20 protein-coding genes are annotated in these 23,512 nt (G+C 68.6%); 12 read left to right on the top strand and 8 right to left on the bottom strand.

The window, feature by feature from the left end:
• Positions 1–155: 155 nt before the first annotated feature.
• The 6 genes from U3653_RS05135 (at position 156) to U3653_RS05160 (ending at position 9,476) form a co-directional block, all read left to right on the top strand.
• Entirely contained in the window at positions 156–653 is a 498-nt protein-coding gene (locus U3653_RS05135; protein ID WP_195077465.1) for a single-stranded DNA-binding protein, read from the top strand.
• A gap of 80 nt (positions 654–733) precedes the next feature.
• The gene (ettA, locus tag U3653_RS05140) at positions 734–2,410 is read left to right on the top strand and encodes an energy-dependent translational throttle protein EttA (RefSeq protein ID WP_195077466.1); all 1,677 of its coding nucleotides are present in this window, start codon (positions 734–736) and stop codon (positions 2,408–2,410) included.
• Positions 2,411–3,047: 637 nt separating this feature from the next.
• Positions 3,048–3,170, top strand: coding sequence for a hypothetical protein (locus U3653_RS05145; RefSeq protein ID WP_267465347.1), 123 nt, complete (start codon positions 3,048–3,050; stop codon positions 3,168–3,170).
• Between the two features lie 193 nt (positions 3,171–3,363).
• Positions 3,364–8,301: an NAD-glutamate dehydrogenase gene (locus U3653_RS05150; protein WP_195077467.1), complete on the top strand. Its 4,938-nt coding sequence runs from the start codon at positions 3,364–3,366 to the stop codon at positions 8,299–8,301.
• A gap of 8 nt (positions 8,302–8,309) precedes the next feature.
• Positions 8,310–8,762 carry an acyl-CoA thioesterase gene (locus U3653_RS05155; RefSeq protein ID WP_063053764.1) on the top strand — a complete coding sequence of 151 codons (453 nt, stop codon included), beginning with the start codon at positions 8,310–8,312 and terminating at the stop codon, positions 8,760–8,762.
• Positions 8,763–8,810: 48 nt separating this feature from the next.
• Complete coding sequence (locus tag U3653_RS05160) at positions 8,811–9,476, top strand: DUF8185 domain-containing protein (RefSeq protein WP_195077468.1); 666 nt, start codon at positions 8,811–8,813, stop codon at positions 9,474–9,476.
• Between the two features lie 452 nt (positions 9,477–9,928).
• On the opposite strand, the gene U3653_RS05165 is transcribed toward U3653_RS05160, so the two are convergent.
• Positions 9,929–10,237: an AzlD domain-containing protein gene (locus U3653_RS05165; protein WP_195077469.1), complete on the bottom strand. Its 309-nt coding sequence runs from the start codon at positions 10,235–10,237 to the stop codon at positions 9,929–9,931.
• Positions 10,237–10,932 (bottom strand): AzlC family ABC transporter permease, encoded by a 696-nt coding sequence (locus U3653_RS05170; protein ID WP_195077470.1) that lies wholly within the window; start codon positions 10,930–10,932, stop codon positions 10,237–10,239. The genes U3653_RS05165 and U3653_RS05170 overlap by 1 nt, the downstream gene beginning before the upstream one ends.
• Positions 10,933–11,545: 613 nt before the next feature.
• Here U3653_RS05170 and U3653_RS05175 point away from each other — a divergent pair.
• Positions 11,546–12,112 carry a helix-turn-helix domain-containing protein gene (locus U3653_RS05175; RefSeq protein WP_195077471.1) on the top strand — a complete coding sequence of 189 codons (567 nt, stop codon included), beginning with the start codon at positions 11,546–11,548 and terminating at the stop codon, positions 12,110–12,112.
• Between the two features lie 4 nt (positions 12,113–12,116).
• Here the strand turns inward: U3653_RS05175 and U3653_RS05180 are convergent, their stop codons facing one another.
• Complete coding sequence (locus U3653_RS05180) at positions 12,117–12,818, bottom strand: HNH endonuclease (RefSeq protein ID WP_195077472.1); 702 nt, start codon at positions 12,816–12,818, stop codon at positions 12,117–12,119.
• Between the two features lie 243 nt (positions 12,819–13,061).
• Here U3653_RS05180 and U3653_RS05185 point away from each other — a divergent pair, with 243 nt between their 5' ends.
• From U3653_RS05185 to U3653_RS05200, 4 genes are all read left to right on the top strand, one after another.
• A complete protein-coding gene (locus U3653_RS05185) occupies positions 13,062–13,466 on the top strand; it encodes a globin (protein ID WP_195077473.1) in 405 nt (134 codons plus the stop codon).
• 218 nt (positions 13,467–13,684) lie between these two features.
• Complete coding sequence (locus U3653_RS05190) at positions 13,685–15,289, top strand: glycoside hydrolase family 13 protein (protein ID WP_397069867.1); 1,605 nt, start codon at positions 13,685–13,687, stop codon at positions 15,287–15,289.
• 104 nt (positions 15,290–15,393) lie between these two features.
• Entirely contained in the window at positions 15,394–15,672 is a 279-nt protein-coding gene (gene ctaJ, locus U3653_RS05195) for an aa3-type cytochrome oxidase subunit CtaJ (RefSeq protein WP_067802579.1), read from the top strand.
• Positions 15,659–16,123 carry a DUF5130 domain-containing protein gene (locus U3653_RS05200; protein ID WP_323123929.1) on the top strand — a complete coding sequence of 155 codons (465 nt, stop codon included), beginning with the start codon at positions 15,659–15,661 and terminating at the stop codon, positions 16,121–16,123. The genes ctaJ and U3653_RS05200 overlap by 14 nt, the downstream gene beginning before the upstream one ends.
• Before the next feature lie 60 nt (positions 16,124–16,183).
• Here the strand turns inward: U3653_RS05200 and pepN are convergent, their stop codons facing one another.
• Positions 16,184–18,766 (bottom strand): aminopeptidase N, encoded by a 2,583-nt coding sequence (pepN, locus tag U3653_RS05205; RefSeq protein ID WP_195077475.1) that lies wholly within the window; start codon positions 18,764–18,766, stop codon positions 16,184–16,186.
• Between the two features lie 217 nt (positions 18,767–18,983).
• On the opposite strand from pepN, the gene U3653_RS05210 reads away from it, so the two are divergent.
• Positions 18,984–19,820 (top strand): phosphoribosylaminoimidazolesuccinocarboxamide synthase, encoded by an 837-nt coding sequence (locus U3653_RS05210; RefSeq protein WP_195077476.1) that lies wholly within the window; start codon positions 18,984–18,986, stop codon positions 19,818–19,820.
• Positions 19,821–19,823: 3 nt separating this feature from the next.
• On the opposite strand, the gene U3653_RS05215 is transcribed toward U3653_RS05210, so the two are convergent.
• The 4 genes from U3653_RS05215 to U3653_RS05230 all read right to left on the bottom strand — a co-directional run bounded on the left by U3653_RS05215 (position 19,824) and on the right by U3653_RS05230 (position 23,461).
• Positions 19,824–20,300 carry an NUDIX hydrolase gene (locus tag U3653_RS05215; RefSeq protein WP_195077477.1) on the bottom strand — a complete coding sequence of 159 codons (477 nt, stop codon included), beginning with the start codon at positions 20,298–20,300 and terminating at the stop codon, positions 19,824–19,826.
• 155 nt (positions 20,301–20,455) lie between these two features.
• The gene (locus tag U3653_RS05220) at positions 20,456–21,721 is read right to left on the bottom strand and encodes an RNA polymerase sigma factor (RefSeq protein ID WP_195077478.1); all 1,266 of its coding nucleotides are present in this window, start codon (positions 21,719–21,721) and stop codon (positions 20,456–20,458) included.
• On the bottom strand, positions 21,718–22,119 hold the full coding sequence (locus U3653_RS05225; RefSeq protein ID WP_195077479.1) for a YciI family protein: 402 nt from the start codon (positions 22,117–22,119) through the stop codon (positions 21,718–21,720). Before U3653_RS05225 ends, U3653_RS05220 begins: the two co-directional genes overlap by 4 nt.
• Before the next feature lie 106 nt (positions 22,120–22,225).
• Complete coding sequence (locus U3653_RS05230) at positions 22,226–23,461, bottom strand: NAD(P)/FAD-dependent oxidoreductase (protein ID WP_195077480.1); 1,236 nt, start codon at positions 23,459–23,461, stop codon at positions 22,226–22,228.
• Positions 23,462–23,512 lie beyond the last annotated feature (51 nt).

Consider the following 23,512-nt stretch of genomic DNA (forward strand, 5'->3'; position numbering starts at 1 on the left):
CGCGCGCGGAACGCTCGGTCTTCACATCTGGGGAAGTTGTCCACATTCCTGAATCGAATCGCTCGGGTCCACGGAATCGGCGCACGCTGGAAGAGCCCTCCTGGAGGGGAGGAAATCCCGGGTGATTCCGGATCCGAATGTGAAGGGGCGTGGATATGTACGAGGCAAACGCGACGGTGATCGGAACGATCGCCACTCATCCGGTCAAGCGCGACCTGACCAATGGCGAGCAGGTGGTCACCTTCCGGCTGGCGAGCAATTCCCGCCGACTGGACCACACGTCGGGGCAATGGGTGGACAACGGCACCCTGTACCTCACCGTCAGCTGCTGGCGCAGGCTGGTGGCGGGTGTCGACGCGTCCCTGCGGCGCGGGGATCCGGTCATCGCCTACGGCCAGCTGCGCTCCCATGAATACCGCAGCAAGGACGGCGTGGAACGGCGGGACCTGGAGATGCGCGCCACCGCGGTCGGACCCGACCTGGCCCGCTGTGTCGCGCAACCGACGCGGTTGTCCGACCTGCCGCCGCGGAATACTTCCGGGCTGGTGAGCGCTGAAGGTCGGGTGCCGGTCGCCGACGCGCCGGGGGAGAATAACGCTGCCGTCGGTTCGGCGCCGCCTCACGGCAGTGCACCCGAGCCGGTCGACGCCTGATCCCGCGACCGGTTTTCGTCCCGGCGGCAGGGTAGCTCTGCTTCGTCCTCCCATCTCTCGCACCGATAGGCTTCACACTTATGGCTGAGTTCATCTACCAAATGAAGAAGGTTCGCAAGGCGCACGGCGACAAAGTCGTGCTCGACGATGTCACCTTGAACTTCCTTCCCGGCGCCAAGATCGGCGTCGTCGGCCCGAACGGCGCGGGTAAATCCAGCGTGCTGAAGATCATGGCCGGACTGGACCAGCCCAACAACGGTGACGCGTTCCTCGCCGCGGGCGCCACCGTCGGCATCCTTCAGCAGGAGCCGCCGCTCAACGAGGAGAAGACCGTCCGCGGCAACGTCGAGGAGGGCCTCGGCGAGATCAAGGTGAAGCTGGATCGCTTCAACGAGATCGCCGAGCTGATGGCCACCGACTACTCCGACGAACTCATGGAGGAGATGGGCAAGCTGCAGGAGGAACTGGACCACGCCGACGCGTGGGACCTGGACTCCCAGCTCGAGCAGGCGATGGACGCGCTGCGCTGCCCGCCGCCGGACGAGCCGGTCACCAACCTCTCCGGTGGTGAGCGCCGCCGCGTGGCGCTGTGCAAGCTGCTGCTGAGCAAGCCCGACCTGCTGCTGCTCGACGAGCCGACCAACCACCTCGACGCCGAGAGCGTGAACTGGCTCGAGCAGCACCTGGCGCAGTACCAGGGCGCCGTGCTCGCGGTCACCCACGACCGGTACTTCCTGGACAACGTCGCCCAGTGGATTCTGGAGCTCGACCGCGGCCGCGCCTACCCGTACGAGGGCAACTACTCCACCTACCTGGAGAAGAAGGCCGAGCGGCTCGAGGTGCAGGGCAAGAAGGACCAGAAGCTGCAGAAGCGGCTCAAGGAAGAACTCGCCTGGGTCCGTTCCGGCGCCAAGGCCAGGCAGGCCAAGAACAAGGCCCGCCTCGGCCGGTACGAGGAGATGGCTGCCGAGGCGGAGAAGATGCGGAAGCTGGACTTCGAGGAGATCCAGATTCCCGCGGGCCCGCGCCTGGGCAACGTGGTGGTGGAGGTCGAGCACCTGGACAAGGGCTTCGGCGACCGTCAGCTGATCAAGGACCTGTCGTTCACCCTGCCGCGCAACGGCATCGTCGGCGTGATCGGGCCCAACGGCGTCGGTAAGACGACGCTGTTCAAGACCATCGTCGGGCTCGAGTCGCCGGACAGCGGCGAGGTGAAGGTCGGCGAGACGGTCAAGCTCAGCTACGTCGACCAGAACCGCGCGGGCATCGACCCCAAGAAGACGGTGTGGCAGGTGGTCTCCGACGGCCTCGACTACATCGAGGTCGGCCAGCAGGAAATGCCGTCGCGCGCCTACGTGAGCGCGTTCGGCTTCAAGGGCCCCGACCAGCAGAAGCCCGCGGGCGTCCTGTCCGGCGGTGAACGCAACCGGCTGAACCTGGCGATGACGCTCAAGCAGGGCGGCAATCTGATCCTGCTGGACGAGCCGACCAACGACCTGGACGTCGAGACCCTCGGCTCGCTGGAGAACGCGCTGGAGAAGTTCCCCGGCTGCGCCGTGGTCATCTCCCACGACCGCTGGTTCCTCGACCGCACCTGCACCCACATCCTGGCGTGGGAGGGCGATTCCGACAACGAGGCCAAGTGGTTCTGGTTCGAAGGTAACTTCGAAGCGTACGAGGCCAACAAGGTCGAGCGGCTCGGCCCGGAAGCGGCTCGCCCGCATCGGGTTACGCACCGCAAGCTCACCCGCGGCTGAGTTCGCCCGCACAGGGCGGGTGCGCGGTGTGGCCGCACCCGCCCTATGCGACGCACGGCCTTGGATCTTCTGGGCGGCCCGGGGTGCCGGCCGCCGCAGCGGTTCGAGGTCGTCGTTCGGCGAAGGATCTCGCCCGTGGAGCTCTCGGGCTGAATGCTCGCATACGAGTGCGGTGCGTTTGGGGGTTGATAGGGGGCAGGACGAGGGCGGGGGACGCGTATGAGCCAGGCCGGGGCACGGGGCTGCAACCGCGCTGCGACAGCGTGATCCTGTCCGGCCCGTGGCGAGCAGGGACAGTGGTTCGGCTCTGTTCATCGCCGGTGGTTGTGCGACCGATGGCGCTGCCCGGCATCTCCGCGGAGATCGCCCGCGCGGGTTACGTGCAGGGCGTTCGACACGGCTGCCTGCGGCGACTCCGGACAATATCGCCGAGGTGCGCTCGCAGGGGTACCGCTGCCTGCTTCGACGAGCGGGCGCTGCCTGGCGTTTGCTGGTGTGGCGTGCGGTGCGGGTAGGCCCCGAAATTCGGGTCGGAAGCAGGGGATGAGAGCTGCGGTGGGGTGGAGCGAAAAGTCTTTCCGGGGAACGCGGAACAGGAGTGACACCTACCCGCGCGTAGCTCGCTAGGGTGGGAGTTGTGAATGCGCAGGCGCAGTTCGAGCAATCGGTGGCATCGACCGCCGACGCGGTGGCCGAGCTGACCCGAGGTACCGGTGCGGCGCCGCTGCCGCCGCGGATACGACCTGTAGCGCTCACCTGACATTCGCGGGTCCGACTTCTGTGCTGTGCCCGAGGTTGTCGCGTGCGATCTCGGCATACGAGCGGCGAACTCCGCCGTCGTGGTGAACCACCGGATGTGAAAAGGGAATTCACCCACGCGTCATCGGCGCACAGTTACCCTCGGACCGGCGTCACTTTGTTACGGAACCGATATCCGAGGGAGTTGGCGAAAAATGACCGTCTCGTCCGAATTGTCCAGCGCGGCGTGGGCCGCGGGTTTGCCGCAGTCGCTGCGCGGCGAACTCGCGACGCTCGAGGAGGCGTACTTCCGCCACGTCGACGCGGGCGATGTGGACTGTGCGATCACCGGCATCACCCAGATCTTCCGAAGGCATCTGGAGTTGGCCGTCACCCGCCGCCCCGGTCGCGCGCTCGTGCGGGTGTATCACCCGGACGATCGCTCCGGAATCGGTGCGGCGGTGCAGATCGTCACCGACGACATGCCGCTGCTGGTCGAGTCGATCAGCTCGTCGCTGAGCCGCCTCGGTGTCAGTGTCAGCGAGATCATCCACCCGATCTTCGAGGTCGAGCGAGACGAAGAGGGACGGCTGACGCACGCCGCCGCGCACGAGGTGGACGGCACCGGTGGCGCGGGGCTGCGCGAGTCCTGGATGCATGTGCAATTGCACCCGTCGACCAGCGCAGCGCTGCTGGCCAAGGTCGAGTCCGCGGTGCCGGACGTGGTGGACGACGTGCGTCAGGTGATCGGTGACACCGAGGCCATCGAAGCCGTGCAGAGCAAGCTCGCCGACGATCTGGAACAGGCCGCGCGATCCGGGTCGGCGCCTTTCCCGGCCACCGAACTGACCGACACCGCCGCCTTGCTGCGCTGGCTGGCCGGGGGCAACTTCACCCTGCTCGGATACGCGCGCTACCGGCTGAGCTCCGACCAGGGCCGGGAGTTGTCCACCGTCGTGCCCGACACCTGCCTCGGCGTGCTGCGCCCGGACGTCGGCACCGACTTTCACGTGCCGGTCAACGGCGGTGACCGTCCGCTGCTCACGCTGACCCAGGGTCTGGTCCCCGCCACCGTGCACCGTGCGGTGTACCCGTACTTCGTCGGCGTAGCGGATTTCGACGCCGAGGGAACGATCGTCGGCGAACACCTGTTCATCGGCGTCTTCACCGTCACCGCCGTGCACGAGAACGTCCTGGACATCCCGGTGATCGAACGCCGGGTCCGCTCGGCGATCGAGGCGAGCGGATTCGACCTGGATTCGTTCTCCGGTCAGGCCATGCTCGAGGTGATCCAGTCCTTCCCGCGCACCGAACTGTTCTCCGCCGACGGTGACACGCTGCGCCGCACCGCCACCGCCGTGCTGAGCGTCGGCCTGCGGCGCCAGGTGCGCCTGTTCCTGCGCGCGGACACCTACGGCCGCTATGTCGCCTGCCTGGTCTATCTGCCGCGTGATCGGTACACCACCAGCGCGCGACTCGAGATGCAGGAGATCCTGGTCCGCGAACTGGGCGGCGTGTCCATCGACTACTCCGCGCGGGTGGGCGAAAGCGAATTGGCGCGAGTGTATTTCACCGTGCGCATGCCGGAGGCCGAACTCGGTGTTCCGCGTCGTACGCCGCCCGCCGTCGACACCTCCGAGCCCAACCGGCTGCGTTTGCAGAGCCTGCTCGCCGAAGCCAGCCGCACCTGGGACGACCGGCTGAACGACGAGGTGAGCACGTCGACGGTGCTCGATCCCGCGGTGGTGCAGCGGTACGCGGAAGCCTTCCCCGAGGGCTACAAACAGGATTTCGCCGCGGACCGCGCGCTGAAGGACATCGTGCGCCTCGACCGTCTGCGCGACGGCGACATCGACCAATTCCTGTACCGGAAGCCCGATTCGGCGCCGGGTTCGTGGCGTTTCACGCTCTACGTCGGAGGCAGCGGCATCTCGTTGAGCCAGGTGCTCCCGCTGTTGCAGAGTCTCGGCGTGGAGGTGGTCGACGAGCGGCCGTACCAGATCGAGCTGGAGGCCGCGGCCGACAGCGCCGGCGGTGAGCGGTGGATCTACGACTTCGGCCTGCTCGCTCGCCCGGAGTTGCTGCGCAGTTCGCTCGATCGCGATCTGGACGCCGAACTGCTCGAGTCCTCCAAACGCGCCGACGTGCTGGAGGCGGAGGTGCGTGGGCTGCGGGAACGGTTCGTGGAAGCCTTCGGGGCCATGTGGTACGGCCGCGCGGAGGCGGACGGCATGAACGAGCTGGTCCTGCGCGCCCGGCTGCCGTGGCGGGCCGTGTCGATCCTGCGCACCTACGCGAAGTACCTGCAGCAGGCCGGTTTTCCGTACAGCCAGGCCAATATCTGCCGCGTGCTGCTCACCTATCCGGATATCGCGCGCCTTTTCGTCGACCTGTTCGCGGCGCGCTTCGACCCCGACACGGTGTCCGCCGAGCATGCCACGGAGCTGGAAACCCAGGTGCGGGGGCGGATCGACGAGGTGGTCAGTCTGGATGCCGACCGCATCCTGCGCGCGATCCTCGGCCTGATCAAGGCGACCTTGCGGACCAATTACTACGTGACCGACGCGGAAGGCAGGCCGCGCGACTTCGTCTCGGTGAAGGTGGAACCACGGGAGATCGCCGAACTGCCGAAGCCGAAGCCGCAGTTCGAGATCTTCGTCTACTCGCCGCGGGTGGAAGGCGTGCACCTGCGCTTCGGTCCGGTGGCGCGTGGTGGTCTGCGGTGGTCGGACCGGCTGGAGGATTTTCGCACGGAGATCTTGGGTCTGGTGAAGGCGCAGGCGGTGAAGAACGCGGTGATCGTGCCGGTCGGCGCCAAGGGCGGTTTCGTGGTGAAGCAGCCGCCCGCGTCCACCGGCGATCCGGTCGCCGACCGGCAGGCGTTGGGTGCGGAAGGCGTGGCCTGCTACCGCACGTTCATCTCCGGCCTGCTGGATGTCACCGACAACGTGGATCGCGCGAGCGGGGAGGTCTTGCCCCCGGCCCGGGTGGTGCGGCGCGATGGGGACGACACCTACCTGGTCGTGGCGGCGGACAAGGGGACCGCGACGTTCTCCGACATCGCCAACGAGGTGGCGCAGAGTTATGGCTTCTGGTTGGGTGACGCGTTCGCCTCCGGCGGTTCGGCGGGGTACGACCACAAGGCGATGGGCATCACCGCCAAGGGTGCGTGGGAGAGCGTCAAGCGTCATTTCCGTGAGATGGAGATCGACACGCAAACCCAGGACTTCACCGTGGTCGGCATCGGTGACATGAGTGGTGACGTGTTCGGCAACGGGATGTTGTTGTCCGAGCACATTCGTCTGGTGGCCGCTTTCGACCACCGCCACATCTTCCTCGATCCCGACCCGGACGCGGCTCGCTCGTACCGGGAGCGGCAGCGGATGTTCGCGTTGCCGAGGTCGTCGTGGGCGGATTACGACACCTCGCTGATCAGTCCCGGCGGCGGGGTGTGGGATCGCACCGTGAAGGCCGTGCCGATCAGCCCGCAGGCCAGGGCGGCCCTCGGACTGGGCGATGATGTCGTGTCGCTGTCGCCGCCGGATCTGGTGCGCGCGCTCCTGCTGGCGCCGGTCGATCTGCTGTGGAACGGCGGCATCGGCACCTACATCAAGGCCAGCACGGAGACCAACGCGGAGGTGGGCGACAAGTCCAACGACGCGGTCCGGGTCAACGGAAACCAACTGCGGGCCAAGGTGATCGGCGAGGGCGGCAACCTCGGCGCCACGGCGCTGGGCCGCATCGAGTTCAACCGCAACGGCGGCAAGATCAATACCGACGCGCTGGACAACTCGGCCGGCGTGGACTGCTCCGATCACGAGGTGAACATCAAGATCCTGCTCGACGCCGTGGTCTCCGGCGGTCAGTTGCCGCAGGATGAGCGCAATCCGCTGCTGGCCTCGATGACCGACGAGGTCGCCCGGATGGTCCTGCAGGACAATGTGGCGCAGAACTTCCTCATGGGCCTCTCGCGCACCGAGGCGCCGCAGATGCTGAGCGTGCAGACGCGGCTGATCGAGGAACTCGAGGAGCGGCGCGGCCTGGACCGCGAACTCGAGGCGCTGCCGTCGGATCAGGAGATGAAGCGCAGGCTGGAGGAAGGCTCCGGACTGGCCTCACCGGAGCTGGCGAATCTGATGGCGCATGTGAAGCTGTCGCTGAAGTCCGATCTGCTCGGGTCCGATCTGCCCGACAGCCAGTACTTCGCGGCCCGGCTGCCGGAGTACTTCCCCACACCGCTGCGGGATCGTTTCGCGGCGGCGATCAAGCGGCACCGGCTGCGCCGGGAGATCGTCACCACCATGATCGTCAACGAGATGGTGGACTACGGCGGCATCACCTACGCCCACCGGTTGAACGAGGAGGTCGGCGCCACCACCACCGACGCGGTGCGCGCTTTCGCCGCGGCGAGCGGGATCTTCGACCTGCACGAGCGATGGGCGCGAATCCGCGCTTGCGACGCGCCCACCCCGGTGCGCGACCTGCTGGAACTGGAGACGAAGCGGACCCTGGACCGGGCGTCCCGGTGGCTGCTGAGCAACCGCCCGCAGCCGATCGCGGTGGGCTCCGAGATCAGCCGGTACCGCGCCGACGTACGGGAACTCGCACCGAAGGTGCCGGGATGGCTGCGCGGGCACCACGTGTTCACCCTGACCGACCGGTCCGCCGAGCTGATCGCTCGCGGCGCGCCGACCGACCTGGCCACCGAGGTCTTCGGCCTGCTGCACCTGTTCCCGCTGCTGGACATCGTGGACATCGCCGACATCACCGACCGGGACGGTGACGAGGTCGGTTCGCTGTACTACGCGCTCAACGATCACCTCAAGATCGACTGGCTGCTGCAGGCGGTCAGCCACCTCGAACGCGGCGACCGCTGGCACGCGCTGGCGCGGCTGGCCCTGCGCGACGACATGTACGGGTCGCTGCGCTCCCTCACGCTCGATGTGCTCTCCGGCGGCGACCCCGAGGAGACGGCGGACGAGAAGATTGCATACTGGGAGTCGAAGAATCAGTCCCGCCTCGGGCGAGCCAGGGCGGCGCTGTCGGAATTGTTCGAGTCCGGAACCCACGATCTCGCCACGTTGTCGGTTGCAGCGCGGCAAGTGCGGAGCATGGTGAGCGGGGTGGGCGCTCAATCGGAGGTACCACGTTGACGAGTTCGGTGAGCGGAAGCGGGAAGGCCGCGGGCAGCCTGGTACTGCCGCGGCGGTTCCACGCCAAGGTGGACGTCAGGTGGTCGGACATGGACGTGTTCCAGCACGTCAACCATGCCCGGATGGTGACGCTGCTGGAAGAGGCGCGGATTCCGTGGCTGTTCGAGGACGGCCGCCCGACCGCGCCGCTGCGTGAGGGCTGTGTCCTCGCCGACCTGCGGGTGCGCTACCGCGGTCAATTGCGGCACGAGGACACGCCGCTGGACATCGCCATGTGGATCGAGCAGTTGCGCGCGGTCGATTTCACCATCGGCTACGAGGTGCGTGCGGCGGGCGCGCAGCCCGATTCGCCCGCCGCCGTGGTGGCCTCCACGCAGATCGCGGCGTTCGACATGCGAGCACAGCGATTGCGCAGGCTCACCGACGCCGAGCGTGATTACCTGTCGGAATGGATGGAGTGAACGACCGCGCGCCGATGGTGGCCGAGTGCTGACGGCGGAGCAGCCGTGATGACGGAACAACGAGTGCTGCGCGTGCCCGATCCGGCGGAGCGGGAGAATCTCGCGACGTTCCTGACCAGGGCCGTGCGGCTGGACCCAGCGGCGGTGGTGCGCTTGCGCCGCCGCGGGGAGAAGTACGTCTCGGCCTGGGTGGCGACGGGCTTCGAGGCGCTGGCGATGCGCACCGTGGTCGCCGAACTGGGCGTCGACGACGTGACGGTCGGCGCCGACCTGGTGCTCGCCGGTTCGGCTGTCGGCGGTCCGATCGACCTCGGATTTTCGATGGACTCCGCGTGGCGCGGCGCGCTGCCACCCACCGACGGTTTCGTGCACGTCGACGATGTGCCCGCGCGCACGCTGGTCGAACTCGCCGAGCAGGGTGCGCAGCTGGCGCGGGAACACGGCAGCGGTCACGGTCCGCCCGCCTCGCTGCTGGATCAGGCGGTGCTGACCGTGTCCGGCGGAGGCACTCGGGTGCAGGTGCCGATGCGCGTGGTCTTCGCGCTCACGGCGATGGACTTCATCCCGCACTCGGGGGAGAAGGCCGACCCCCGGCGTATTCCACCCGCCGAGATCGTCCGTGTCCGCGCGACCAGAACGTGGCTGCGGCTCGACGCCCGCTACGGTTCGGTGGCTCGTCGGCTCGGCGGTGGGATTCCCTTACTGCCGCAGTGAGTTTCGCCAGGGTGCTCAGGGGTATGCGGGGCAGGTGATTCGCGCGGGGACACAAGCGCTTCGCCGTGCAAGTGGCTATGTGGATAGCTTCCTCGGCCCGGCCGACTCACCCCACGAGCCATAGCCAGCGGCGACGCAGGCTATGCACTTCTCGTGCCGTTCCGCGTGCCAGGCGAAGGCCCGAACGTAGCAGATCGCGAGGTCGAGGCCGGTTCCGGCAGCGTTGGTCCCGAGAGTCCTCCAGCCGGTCGAGGGTTGGATTCGGGTGGCCCGGAAGGCGGATCAGATCATGCTGTTACGTTTCCGCGCACCCCTTTCGCGGTGAAGGGTTCCACCGTGATTTCTCGCGTAGCAAACAATTGCTCGGAAGCGATCGATGGGTAGGCGGCGCCGTCGGCAGGAGGGGACGGCGCCGCCTGCCTCTGTGCGAAACCGGCTGTCGCGCATCCCGGCTAGGCGACGCCGAGCAGGCGGATGAATGCCGTTGTCGCGGCGGCGGCGAGAATCACCAGCAGGATCGGTTGCCGGAACCAGGCCACCAGCCCACCGGCGAGAACGCCTGCGGGCACGGCGAATCCGAGGTCCGCGGTGCCCAGCGGCAGGGTGGTGACGGCCACGAGCGCGGTGAGCAATACGACGGCGCCGATCTCCAGCAGGCGCACCACACGCGCGGGCAGGCGTACTCGGTCGCGGAGTGCGGGTCCGGCCCAGCGGAAGGCGTAGGTGCCCGCGGCGAGTGCGACGACTCCGGCGGCCAGCATCACGCCGCTCCCGTCACGGTCGCCTGCCGCGGCTTCTCCCGCGCCGCGACCAGCACCCCGGACAGGGCGAGCAGCACCGGCAGCCCCGTAGGCAGGAACGGCGCACTGACCAGAGCGACCGCGGTGCCGACCGCGACCGCGGCGAGGGTGGTGCGCTCCCGCAGCGCGGGCAGCACCAAGGCGAGCAGAACCGCGGGGAACACGGCATCGAGTCCCAGCGCCGAGGTGTCGGTGACCACCGATCCGATCAGCGCTCCGACGGCGGCGCCGCCCGGCCAGGCGAGCAGCACCCCCGCGCCGGTCATCCAGTAGGCCGCGCGCCTGCGTCGCGCGTCCGGTTGCGCGATGGTCATCGCGACGGACTCGTCGTTCATGAGATGGACCCCTAGCGAGCGCCGCCAACCCGTGCCGACCGCATCGGGTACCGACAGCCCGTAAGGCACGTGCCGGGCGTTGACCAGCAGCCCGGCCAGCACCGCCGCGATGGGATTGCCCCCGGCCGCCACGATCCCGAGAAACAGGAACTCCGAACTCCCGGCGAGCACCACGCACCCGAGCAGCACCGGCAGCCAGACCGGAAAGCCCGCCGCGACCGCGGTCGCCCCGTAGGAAATCCCGATCACCCCGACGGCGAGGCAGACCGCCCCGATCCCGAGCAGCGCATCCCGATCCAGTGTTCGCCATATCGAACGCATGTTGTTTATAGTGAACACAGCGCCGCGCTTCGTCAACATGGTTTCCCCGGCGAAAGCTTCGTCCGGGCAAGCACCGGCGGGGCCGGGCCATTCTGCGGCAGGCGTGTCGCGGAGCATGGTGCCAGGGAGCCGGATCACCGGCGGTGCGCGAGAAGGATGGTTGCGAGATGCCCGGCGCTTCTGTTCCGGGGTGAGCCTGATCGGCACCGTGGCGGCCTCGCCCGTCCCGCTGCCTCGGTCACGCGGTCCTGGGCCGCAGGCAACCAAGGCTCGCGCCGCAACCGAGCCAGGCCGCCCAGCGCAACACCAGGCCGCCGGCGCAGCAACAGACGCCCACAGCGCCAACTGCCCCTCGCGCAGCAAGTGCCTCGCGCTGCAGCAGGTCGTTCGCAACAGCAGGCCGGTGGCGCGACAGCGGGTGGTATCGCACGGCAGGCGTTCCCGCCGAAGCGTCAGCGCCGGGTGGAACCGCAGGACGAGACCACACAGCCCGACCGCAGGTTCCGAGCGGAGCGAGACCTGGCATTGTCGAACACGCCGCGACGAAGTCGCGGCCGAACAAGCACAGCGAACACCAGCGCCGCAGGCGCTGGAAGAACCAACGGAGCGGGAGATGACGCAGCAAGACGCGACGACGACCCCGAAGGCGGTGATCGCCGCCGCCCTCCGCCGCGAGCGCACTCGGGCCGGACTGTCGTTGAGCGAGGTCGCCAGCCGGGCGGGCATCGCGAAATCCACCCTGTCGCAACTGGAGTCGGGAACCGGGAACCCGAGCCTGGAGACCTTGTGGGCGTTGTGCGTCACGCTGGACATGCCGTTCTCCCGCTTGCTCGACCCGCCGCGCCCGAACGTGCACGTCATTCGCGCCGGTGAGGGCCCGGTCGTGGCGGCGGAGCGATCGGAGTACCGTGCGACGCTGCTGGCGGCCGGACCGGCCAATTCTCGCCGCGACCTGTTCCGCATCACCGCCGAACCGGGGCATGCCCGCCGATCGGATCCGCATATCCCCGGTGTGGTCGAGCATGTGCTGCTGGCGGAAGGGCGTGCACTGGTCGGCCCCGTCGACGCGCCTGTCGAATTACACCCGGGCGATTACATCGCGTACCCGGGTGATCAGCCGCATGTCTTCGAGGCACTGGCGTCGCCGACCTGGGCGACGCTGGTGGTGGAGTACACCTGATCGATCAGGCGGCGCCTTCGCCGAGATACTGCAACCACACCGGGTCGAGATCGGCAGTGGTGGACAGCAGGCGCCAGTGCGGGCCCTTGGGGGAGACCAGCGGGGCGCGCAGCGTCCAGCCCAGCTCGCTGAGCAGTTTGTCGGCTTTGCGATGGTTGCACGGCGCGCAGCTGGCGACGCAGTTCTCCCAGGAATGTTCCCCGCCGCGGCTGCGCGGGATGACGTGGTCGATCGTCTCGGCCTTGCCGCCGCAGTAACCGCAGCGGTAGCGATCGCGGTGCATGAGGGCGGCACGGGTCATCGGCACCCTGGCGCGGTACGGAACGTGCACGTAGGTGCGCAGGCGGATCACCGAGGGAATGGTCACCGACGTGTCGGCGGAGTGCACTACCGGTCCCTCGTCGTTGTGGTGGACGGCGTCGGCCTTGTCGCAGATGAGCAGCACGATCGCGCGGCGCGCGGACAATGCGGTGAGCGGCTCGTAGGTGGCGTTCAACAGCAGCACCCTGGTCTTGAGCCAGTTCGTGCCCTCGGACGGCGGGGCGGTGGGGCGGGGTCCGTGGTCGTGATGACCACGATGTCCACCCGGATATCGTTCGGACAAGATGTGCAGCGGAGTAGCCCCCGACCCACGATTGTGGACGTCGGCGGGCTGGAGTTGTCGGTGCGCTCGCGCCTCTGATCGGGCGCCGTGCCGCTGCTTCATCTCGACCTCGATTTCATGATTGGCAGGATCATGTGGTATCTGCAAAGCAGAGACTGTCACCCAGTTGACCATGGAATGTCGGGCATTGCACGGTGATTTTCGACAATGTCCGGTTAACTGTGGCTGAAGTGCCATTCCGGCGCGATGTTCCGGTTGCCGATCGGCGGTGCGAGGGCGGTGCGGCGGCGGTGCCGGGGCGCGGGCACAATGGACAGCGGCGCATCCGGTGAAGCGAGAGGGTCTATGACTTCGGGCGAGCAAACGGCGACGTCGTTCTACGAGGCGGTCGGTGGGGCGGAGACGTTCCGGCGGCTCGTCGCGACGTTCTATCGCGAGGTGGCCGCCGACGAAGTGCTGCGTCCGCTGTATCCGGAAGAGGATCTCGGTCCGGCGGAGCGTCGTTTGCGGATGTTCCTGGAGCAGTACTGGGGCGGTCCGCGCACCTACTCCGACGAGCGCGGCCACCCCCGGCTGCGCATGCGGCACATGCCGTTCACCATCGGGCCGATCGAGCGCGACGCGTGGCTGCGGTGCATGCATATCGCGGTCGCGGAGATCGAGCCGGAAACCTTGGACGACGAGCACCGCAAGGCGCTGCTCGACTACCTGGAGATGGCGGCCAACTCATTGGTGAACGCGCCGTTCTGACCACGCGCCCAGCACGGCGGCGATGGTGTGTTTTCTACCGCGTTGTGGTGGTGAAAAATTCGCTGATGAACAACGGGTGACGCGGTGCTTGCCCGCGAGAGACGGAGCTGAGCACCGTTTTTCGCTCATCCCGGTGACGGTGCTGAATATTTGCCCACGATTCGAAGCGGGGTGACGCCTGAAGGCTTTCGCGTCGGAACTTTGGCACTATTGCGGATGTGAGTGATGCACCAGCCTTAACGGCGCCGGTGGATCGTGCCACGCAGTCGTGGTGGCGGTCGGCCGTGTTCTACCAGGTTTATCCGAGATCCTTCGCGGACTCGAGCGGAGACGGGATCGGCGATCTCGGGGGAGTCCGGGACAAACTGGGCTATCTCGAACTGCTCGGCGTCGATGCCCTGTGGATCTGCCCCGTGATGCGTTCGCCGATGGCCGACGGTGGCTACGACGTTGCCGACCCCCGCGACATCGATCAGCTCTTCGGCGGGCTCGCCGCGATGGACGCGCTGATCGCCGAGGCGCACGCCCGCCGGATCAAGGTCACCATGGACTTGGTGCCCAATCACACCAGCGACCAGCATCCGTGGTTCCGCGCGGCGCTGGCGGCGGCTCCCGGCAGCCCGGAGCGCGACCGCTACATCTTCCGCGACGGCCGTGGCCCCGGTGGCGCCGAGCCGCCGAACAATTGGCCCAGCATCTTCGGCGGCCCCGCCTGGACCAGGATCACCGAACCCGACGGCACGCCCGGCCAGTGGTACCTGCACCTGTTCGCTCGTGAACAGCCCGACCTGAACTGGTCGAATCCCGAGGTCGCCGCCGATTTCGAGCAGACGCTGCGGTTCTGGCTCGACCGCGGGGTGGACGGATTCCGGATCGACGTCGCGCACGGCATGGCCAAACCCGACGGTCTGCCCGACATGCCGGAGCTGTCCGTCTCGGCCCTGCTCGCGCACGACGACAGCGACCCGCGCTTCAACAATCCCGCCGTGCACGACATCCACCGCCGGATCCGCAAGGTGGTCGACGAGTACCCGGACGCGGTGCTCATCGGCGAAGTGTGGGTCGAGGACAACGCCCGTTTCGGCGAGTACGTACGCGCCGACGAACTGCACCTCGCGTTCAACTTCCGCCTCGCGGAATCGGCGTTCGACGCCGACGCGGTGCGCGACGCCGTGGACAACTCGCTGGCCGCCGTCGCGCCGGTCTTCGCCGTGCCCACCTGGACGCTGTCCAACCACGACATCGAGCGGGAGGTCACCCGGTACGGCGGCGGCGCGCTCGGCGTCGCGCGGGCACGGGCGATGATCCTGCTGGAACTCGCGCTGCCCGGCGCGGTGTTCATCTACAACGGCGCCGAACTGGGCCTGCCCAACGTCGACGACCTGCCGGACGAGGTCTTGCAGGATCCGGTGTGGGAGCGCTCCGGCCACACCCAGCGCGGCCGCGACGGCTGCCGGGTGCCGCTGCCGTGGGAAGGCGCAGCGCCGCCGTACGGGTTCACCACCGGGACGCCGTGGCTGCCGATGCCGCTCGGCTGGGCGCCGTTGACCGTGGAAGCCCAGCTCGAGGAGCTGGGATCGACCTTGTCGCTGTATCGCCTTGCGATCGAGTTGCGTGCCCAGCGGCCGGAGTTCGCCGGGGACCGGATCGAGTGGTACGGCAGCCCGCCGGGTTGTCTCGCGTTCCGCAGGCCGGGTGGACTGGTGTGCGTGCTCAACGCCTCGGACCTGCCGATCCAGCTCCCGCCGGGAGACGTGCTGCTGTCCAGCGCGCCGACCGACGGCGGCCAGCTGCCGCCGAACGCGGCCGCATGGTTGGTTTGAGGAAAACCGGAAAGACCCAGCTCACGGTGGGTGCACCGGACACGGGCGGCACTCCGGCTCGACCGGACGGAGAACTACTACAGAGGATCGTCTACCTTTGATCCGTGAGCATTCTCGAGACAGTGCTGATCTTCGCCGGCATACCGCTGGTGATCTACGGCATCATCGCCGGATTGTCGTTCCTCGGTAAGCCGCTGCCTGGCGAGAAGCCGGTCCACTTCACCCTCGGTCAGAAGTGGACCGCGTCGCCGGTGCTGTGGAGTGCCACCGAAGAGGTGATCGGTTCGGGTCACCACTTCGCGGATACACCGCATGAACCCCATGCGGCCATCGAGTCCACCGCGGTGGAGCTGATCGGAGGACGGGCAAGTGGCAGGTTCTAAGTGGCCCGCGGTGGTCGAAGCCGATCTGCCGCACGGATACGCGATCACCAGTAGCGGCCGCGTCTCCGGCGTGCACGAGGCGGGCGACGTGTTCAAGGAAGCGCCGTTCGACGACGTCGAGCGGCTCACCATGGACAACGTGCTCACCGAGGCGACCCGCGCGACGAAGGTGCGTTTCAACGTCTACATCGGCGATCTGGGCGAGGACCCGGCCGCCGCGGCGGACGCGATCTTCCCCGGCACGCCCGAGGCGGCGCACTCGGTGCTCATCGCCGTCTCGCCGAACGAGAAGGCGATCGAGGTGCGCTCGGGCCGGGCCGTCGCCGACCGTGCGAACGATCGGGTCTGCCAGCTCGGCGTCACCGCCGCGCTGAGCTCGTTCCGGCAGGGCCAGCTGATCGATGGCGTGGTCTCCGCCGTCCGCGTGATGGCCGCCGCCATCGGCAGGTAGGGACAGCGAAACCCCGTACCGGCGCGTCCACCCGTCCAGGGTGGACGCGCCGGTTTCGTTCTACGGCTGCGCGTCGAAGGCGCGGGCGCGCAGCGAGCGTTCGATGCCCGCCTTGCCCTCGCTGACCAGCCGGCGCAGCGCGGGCGGGTGATCGCCGGCGAGGAACTTGTCGGCGACGGCTACCGCGTCCTCGCTGATCGCCCAGTGCGGGTAGAGGCCGACCACCACGGTCTGGGCGACCTCGCTGGAGCGCCGCTCCCAGACGCCGGGCACCTCGGCGAAATACCGCTCCACGTAGTCGGCGAGCAGCTCACCCTGCCCGGCGGGCGCGAAACCGCTGACGATCGAGCGCGCGGTGACATTGGGCACCGAGTCGTCGCCCATCACCGTCGTCCACGCCTGCTCCTTCACCTCGGCGATCGGGCGCGCCGTCGCCGCGGCGGCCGCCTGCCGCTTGCCCGCCGCCGTGGGATCGTTGGCCAGCTCCTCGTCGATGACCGGCGTGTGCAGCCCCTCGGCGTCGATCTCACCCGCCGCCGCGAGCGCCGTCACGATCCGCCAGCGCAGGTCGGTGTCGACCACCAGGCCGGGCAGGCCGACCTTCGCCGGGTCGCCGTCGCGCAGCTCGCTGAGCACCTCGGTGTGCCAGGCCGACAGCTTCGCGCCGGTCAGCGCGTTGACGAAGGCGAGCTGGTGGTCGGAGCCCGGTTCGGCTTCGCGCGCCAGCTCCAGCAGCCGATTCGCGTATTCCGGCCAGCCGGTGGTCGCGGCCCATTCCGGCTCGGCGTAGCTGCCGAGCGCGGTGTTGGCCTGCATCAGCAACCGTTGCACCACACCGATCTCGCTCTCGGCGCCGACACCGCGCTGGACCAGCGCGACGAAATCGCGGGCGCGGAACTCCGCCTGGCGTGTCATCTCCCAGGCCGCCGACCAGGCCAGCGTGCGCGGCAGCGGCTCCGCGATGTCGGCGATGCGGTTGACCAGCACGTCGAGCGAATCGGCGTCGAGCCGGATCGAGCAGTAGGTGAGGTCGTCGTCGTTGACCAGCACGAATTGGCCGCGCGGCACGCCGACCAGCTCGGGTACCTCGGTGCGCTCGGCGGCGTCGAGGTCGAGTTCGACGCGCTCGGTGCGCACCAGTTTTCCGTCCTGATCGTCGTAGACGCCGATCGCCAGACGGTGCACGCGCCGCTCGCCCGCGCCCGGCTGCGCGCCCTCCTGCACGACCGCGAACGAGCTGAACCTGCCTTCGGCGTCCACCTCGAACTCGGGGCGCAGGATGTTGAGGCCGGTGGTCTTGAGCCACTGCGCGCCCCAGGTGGACAGGTCGCGGCCGGACGACTTCTCCAGCGCCGACAGCAGGTCGTCGAAGGTGGCGTTGTCATAGGCGTGGTCGGCGAAGTACGCGCGCAGGCCGGCCAGGAACGGCTCCAGGCCGACGTAGGCGACGAGTTGCTTGAGGACGCTGGCGCCCTTGGCGTAGGTGATTCCGTCGAAGTTGACCTCGACCGCGGCGAGGTCGGGGATGTCCGCGGCGATCGGGTGCGTGGACGGCAGCTGGTCCTGCCGGTAGGCCCAGGACTTCTCCACGTTCGCGAAGGTGGTCCATGCGTTGGTGTACTCGGTGGCCTCGGACTGGCACAGCACCGAAGCGAAGGTGGCGAAGGACTCGTTCAGCCACAGGTCGTCCCACCACTTCATGGTGACCAGGTCGCCGAACCACATGTGCGCCATCTCGTGCAGCACGGTCTCGGCGCGGCGCTCGTAGGACGCCCTGGTGACCTTGGACCGGAAGACGTAGTCCTCCAGGAAGGTCACCGCGCCCGCGTTCTCCATCGCGCCGGCGTTGAACTCGGGGACGAACAGCTGGTCGTACTTGCCGAACGCGTACGGGACGCCGAAGTTGCGGTGGTAGAAGCCGAAACCCTGCTTGGTCTCGGTGAACAGCCGCTCGGCATCCATGTGCTCGGCCAGCGACGCGCGGCAGTAGATGCCGAGGGGGATGTCGCCGTGCTCGTCGGTGTAGACGTCGGTCCATTGCGCGTACGGGCCCGCGATGAGCGCGACGAGGTAGGTGCTCATCTTCGGGGTGGTGCGGAAGACGTGCTTGCCCGGCTCCGCGACGAGCGTCTGCACGACGGCCGCGTTGGAGATGACCTGCCAGTCCTCCGGCGCGGTGACGGCGATGTCGAAGGTGGCTTTGAGGTCGGGCTGGTCGAAGCAGGCGAACATCCGCTTGGCGTCGGCGGTTTCGAACTGCGAGTACAGGTAGACGGCGTCGTCGGCGGGGTCGACGAACCGATGCAGGCCCTCGCCGGTGTGCGAGTACTCGCAATCGGCTTCCACCACCAGCTCGTTGCGCTCGGCCAGGTCGTTCAGCGTGATGCCGGTCGACTCGTCGTAATCGGAGACGTCCAGCGCGGTCCCGTTGAGCACCGCCGAGCGCACGCCGCGCGCCACGATGTCGATGAACGTGCTCGCACCCGGTTTCGCGGTGAAGGTCACGGTGCTGCGGGAGAAGAAGGTCTGCTCGCCCGGCTTGCCCGCGCCGTCGGTGAGATCCAGCTCGACGCGGTAGTTCTCGACCGACACCGTCGCGGCGCGTTCGATCGCCTGGTCGCGAGTGAGATTGGGTGCGGACATAAGGCTCCTTCGTGGTCGAAGAACTGGCACGGGCGACACCCACGATGCCATTCGTCATGGCAGTTCGCGCGGGAGTTTCCCGATCAACCCTAGTGTTCACGGGCACTCGCGCGCCGGTTCGGCGGCGCGACCGCGACGGCGCGGCGGGCGCGCTCGGGGACGGCGGTATTGTGCCTGGTACAGCGCAGGTTCACCCCACGGATTCGGAGGCTCGACGTTGAAGCATGTGCACGCCGGGAAGGTGCGTGACCTGTACGAGGACGGCGACACGCTGCTGCTGGTCGCCTCCGACCGGGTGTCGGTGTACGACGTGGTGCTGCCGACGCCGATCCCGGACAAGGGCGCTCTGCTCACGCAGCTGTCGAACTGGTGGTTCGAGTACTTCACCGACGTGCCCAACCACGTCGTCTCGGCCACCGACGTGCCCGCCGAGTTCGCCGGTCGCGGCATCCGGGTCAAGCCGCTGAAGATGGTGCAGGTGGAATGCATCGCGCGCGGCTACCTGACCGGGTCGGGGCTGGTGGAGTACCGGCAGACGGGCTCGGTGTGCGGGATCGCGCTGCCGCCCGGCCTGCGTGAGGGCGACAAGCTGCCCGAGCCGATCTTCACGCCGACCACCAAGGCGTCCGAGGGGCACGACGAGTCGATCACCTTCGCGGACGTGGTGAACCAGGAGGGGCGTGAGGTCGCCGAGCGGCTGCGCGAGCTGACCTTGCACATCTACGCCCGAGGCGCCGAGCACGCCGCCGAACGCGGTGTGATCGTCGCCGATACGAAGGTCGAATTCGGCTGGGACGGTGATGTGCTCACCCTCGGCGACGAAGTGCTGACGTCGGATTCGTCGCGGTTCTGGCCCGCCGACGAGTGGGAGCCCGGCCGCGCGCAACGCTCGTTCGACAAGCAGTTCGTCCGCGACTGGGCCACCTCGACGGGCTGGAACAAGGAGGCGCCAGGCCCGGAGATCCCGGCCGAGATCGTCGCGGCGACCCGGCAGAAGTATGTGGAGGCCTACGAACTCGTCACCGGCCGCAGCTGGGCGGGCCTGCCGCGCTGACGGTCAGTCCGCGAGCAACTCGGCCAGCCGATCCAGACAGGGTCGCTGCCCCGCGACGAGCTTGTCTCGCGCGGTGGCCGTATCGAACCACTCCGCGCGGTCGACCTCGGGGAACTCCGCGAGGCGACCCGAACGCGGCGGCCATTCCAACTGGAAGGTCCCCGGTACCACGGCGGCGGGATCGAGATCGCCTTCGACCGCCCACACGGTGAGGATCTTCTTGCCGCCGCTGTAGCGCACCTCGCCCAACGGCAGCCACGTGCCAGCCGGGACCGGCAGCCCGAGCTCCTCGGCGAACTCGCGGCGCGCCGCGGCCTCGGCGTCCTCCGTCTCCGGCTCGTACTCGCCTTTCGGAATCGACCACGCGCCGAGGTCTTTTCGCGCCCAGAACGGACCGCCCATGTGTCCGAGCAACACCTCGGCGGCGCCATCGGAGTTCCGGCGGAAAAGAAGGACTCCCGCACTGTGTTTGCCTGCCACCCGGGATAGTCTGCCCGGTCGCGATCGGCCGAGTGCCCTCGCGTGGCGGTGCCCGGCGCGTCGCCGGAGCAGACGCTTCCGACGAACGTATCGCCGGCTTCCGGTGACGCCGAACCGGGAATGGCGCCGCCGCCCACCTGAAGCAAGGAATCCGCTCAGTCGGTGAGGTTCACCCGCGCTTCGTGTCGCAGCCGTGCCGCACGGATGGTCAGATAGTCGCGCTCGGGCACGCTCGTCGTGCGCGCGGCCGCCTTGGTGTAGCAGTCGATGGCCGCGTCGACCGCACCGGCCATCTCGTACAGATGGCCGCGCACGGCGTCGAGCCGGTGCGTGCCGGACAGGTGGTCGTCGAGGGTCTCGACCAGCGCGAGACCCGCTTGTGGTCCCGCCACCATCGCCGTCGCCACCGCCCGGTTGAGCGTCACCATCGGATTGTCCGAGAGCCGTTCGAGCCGGTCGTACAGCGCGAGGATCTTGGTCCACTCGGTGTCCTCCGAGCGCGGAGCCTGCGCGTGCAGGACCGCTATGGCCGCCTGGATCTGGTACGGCCCGCGCAAGCCGCCTGCGAGCGTGCCGGTGACCAGGGTCGTCCCTTCGGTGATCAGCGCACGATCCCACCGCGCGCGATCCTGCTCGGCCAGCGGGATGAGTTCGCCGTGCGCGCCGGTGCGTGCGGCCCGGCGGGCGTCGGTGAGCAGCATCAGCGCGAGCAAACCGGTGACCTCGCTGTCTTCGGGCAACAGCCGGTGCACCGCTCGGGTGAGCCGGATCGCCTCGTCGGACAGGTCCGTCCGCTGCAACGTGTGCCCCGAGCTGCTGGTATGGCCCTCGTTGAAGATCAGGTACAGCACGTGCAGCACCGCGCCGAGCCGCTCGCGCCACCGCTGATCGCCCGGCTGCGCGAAGGGACGCTCGACCGTGGCCAGTTTCTTCTTCGCCCGCGTGATGCGCTGCGCCATCGTCGCTTCCGGCAGCAGGAAGGCGCGGGCGATCTGGTCGGTGCCGAGACCGCCCACCGCGCGCAGCGTCAGCGCGATGGCGGCGGCGGGCGTCAGCGCCGGATGGCAGCACAGGAACAGCATGGTGAGGGTGTCGTCGTGATCGACGGGCACGGCGTCGGTGACCTCGCGGTCGAAAGCCGTGGTCTCCCTGCGCCGCCGAGCCACCTCCGCGCGCACGGCGTCGGCCATCCGGCGCTGCGCGACCTGGATCAGCCAGGCCCGCGGATGGTCCGGCAGGCCCTCCCTCGGCCACTGGGTCGCGGCCGCGAGCAGCGCTTCCTGCAGCGCGTCTTCCGCGGTGTCGAAGTCACCGAACCGGCGGACGAGCGTTCCGAGGACCTGCGGCGCCAGTGTGCGCAGCAGGTCCTCGGTGCTCGCCGGGAGCGGTGTGTCGTCGGGCACCGCACTCCGGTCGCTCATTGCTCGGTGGCGGGGGCACCCATCACCGCGCGAACTTCGATGTACTCGCCGATCGGTTTACCGCCTGGGCCGGGTGCGGCGGAGGCCTGCGCGGCGATCTCGTAGGCCCGCTCGGGGCTGTCCACGTCGACGATCCAGTACCCCGCCAAGAACTCTTTGGTCTCCGGGAAGGGCCCGTCCGTGACCACCGGCGCCGACCGGCCGTCCGAACTGACGATCCGCGCCTCCTCCGGACCGGCCAATCCCTGCGCGTCCACCAACTCGCCCGCCTCGGCCAGTTGCGCACCCAGCGCGCGCTGGAAGTCTATGTGGGCCCGGATCTCTTCCGGGGACCATTCGTTGATCGGTGTGTCGCAGTACGCGGTCGGCCCGTAGGTCTTCAGCAGCATGTACTTCATGATCGGTTTCCTCTCCGGCGTTCGGTCGGATGCAGCGCGCGGGTGGCGCTCGCGATGGGGTCGGAGCGCGGCGCGCGCATTCGACACATCGCGGAGGTGATCCACGTCACAGCGGCGCCGAGGTGTCGGCCAGCCGATCCGGATCCACCGGTTCGCCCGCCAGAATCAATTCCTTGATCCGGTCGGTGACGTCCCAGACGTTCACGTTCATCCCGGCCAGCACCCGGTTGTCGGCGTCCAGCCAGAACGCCACGAATTCACGTGCCGCCTTGTCGCCGCGCACGACGACCCTGGCGTGCTCGCCCGGCGCGGCGAACCCGGTGTACTCCATGCCCAGGTCGTACTGATCGGTGAAGAAGTAGGGCAGCCGGTCGTAGGAAGCCTGCTTGCCGAGCATGGTCGCGGCGGCGACCGCGGGCTGATTGAGCGCGTTCGCCCAGTGCTCGACCCGGACCCGCCTGCCGAGCACCGGGTGCTGCTGGGCGGCGATGTCGCCGACCGCGACGATGTCCGGATCACTGGTGGCCAAGCGCTCGTCGACGAGCACGCCGTCGTCCACGGCGAGTCCGGCGTCGGCGGCCAGTTCCACGTTCGGGCGCGCGCCGACGGCGACCAGCACCGCGTCGGCCTCGATCGTGCTGCCGTCGCCGAGGCGCACGCCGTTGGCGACCGCGGTGGCGATGGCGTCCTCGGTGGTGATCGCCTCGACCTGCGCGCCGAACCGGAAGTCGACGCCGTTGGCGCGGTGCAGGTCGGCGAACACCTCGCCCATCTCCGGCCCCAGCACCGCCAGCAGCGGCAGGTCGGCGCGTTCGACGATGGTCACCGCCACGCCCGCCGCCCTGGCCGCGGCGGCGACCTCCAGGCCGATCCAGCCCGCGCCGATGATGACCAGCCGCCGCGTCGCGCCGCTGAACAGCTCGATCAACGTGTCGGAGTCCTCGATGGTGCGCAAGGTGTACACGTTGGGCGCGTCGGCGCCGGGAACGGGCAGGGTCCGGGGCGTGGAGCCGGTGGCGAGCGCGAGCTTGTCGTAGGAGAGCGTGGAACCGTCGGGCAGGGTGACCGTCTTGGCCGCGGGGTCCAGCCCGGTGACGGTGGTGCCCAGCCGGACCTCGATGTGGTGATCGCGGTACCACTGAGCCGGATCGATCGTGAACTCCGGCAGCGACTTCTTCCCGGCCAGATGCTCCTTCGACAGCGGCGGTCGATCGTAGGGCAGGTGCTCCTCGGCGCCGATCAGCGTCACGGTTCCCTCGAAGTCGTTGGCGCGCAACGCTTCCGCGACCTTGGCCGCGCCCAGTCCGCCGCCGACGATGACGAAACGCTGGTCAGAACTCATCGCGGACTCCTTCTCCGAAGGGAACCAAGCTCCTGCCGGTCAACCCTACTG

Source organism: Nocardia implantans, from assembly GCF_035544775.1.
Lineage (GTDB): Bacteria > Actinomycetota > Actinomycetes > Mycobacteriales > Mycobacteriaceae > Nocardia > Nocardia implantans.

Bases quoted from the DNA above. Each gene is read 5' to 3' on its own strand.
- U3653_RS05225 (WP_195077479.1), bottom strand. From the start codon at position 22,119: ATGAAGTACATGCTGCTGAAGACCTACGGGCCGACCGCGTACTGCGAC.
- U3653_RS05170 (WP_195077470.1), bottom strand. From the start codon at position 10,932: ATGCGTTCGATATGGCGAACACTGGATCGGGATGCGCTGCTCGGGATC.
- U3653_RS05150 (WP_195077467.1), top strand. From the start codon at position 3,364: ATGACCGTCTCGTCCGAATTGTCCAGCGCGGCGTGGGCCGCGGGTTTG.
- U3653_RS05165 (WP_195077469.1), bottom strand. From the start codon at position 10,237: ATGCTGGCCGCCGGAGTCGTCGCACTCGCCGCGGGCACCTACGCCTTC.
- U3653_RS05175 (WP_195077471.1), top strand. From the start codon at position 11,546: ATGACGCAGCAAGACGCGACGACGACCCCGAAGGCGGTGATCGCCGCC.
- U3653_RS05180 (WP_195077472.1), bottom strand. From the start codon at position 12,818: ATGAAGCAGCGGCACGGCGCCCGATCAGAGGCGCGAGCGCACCGACAA.
- U3653_RS05185 (WP_195077473.1), top strand. From the start codon at position 13,062: ATGACTTCGGGCGAGCAAACGGCGACGTCGTTCTACGAGGCGGTCGGT.
- U3653_RS05135 (WP_195077465.1), top strand. From the start codon at position 156: ATGTACGAGGCAAACGCGACGGTGATCGGAACGATCGCCACTCATCCG.
- pepN (WP_195077475.1), bottom strand. From the start codon at position 18,766: ATGTCCGCACCCAATCTCACTCGCGACCAGGCGATCGAACGCGCCGCG.
- U3653_RS05220 (WP_195077478.1), bottom strand. From the start codon at position 21,721: ATGAGCGACCGGAGTGCGGTGCCCGACGACACACCGCTCCCGGCGAGC.
- U3653_RS05160 (WP_195077468.1), top strand. From the start codon at position 8,811: ATGACGGAACAACGAGTGCTGCGCGTGCCCGATCCGGCGGAGCGGGAG.
- ettA (WP_195077466.1), top strand. From the start codon at position 734: ATGGCTGAGTTCATCTACCAAATGAAGAAGGTTCGCAAGGCGCACGGC.
- U3653_RS05230 (WP_195077480.1), bottom strand. From the start codon at position 23,461: ATGAGTTCTGACCAGCGTTTCGTCATCGTCGGCGGCGGACTGGGCGCG.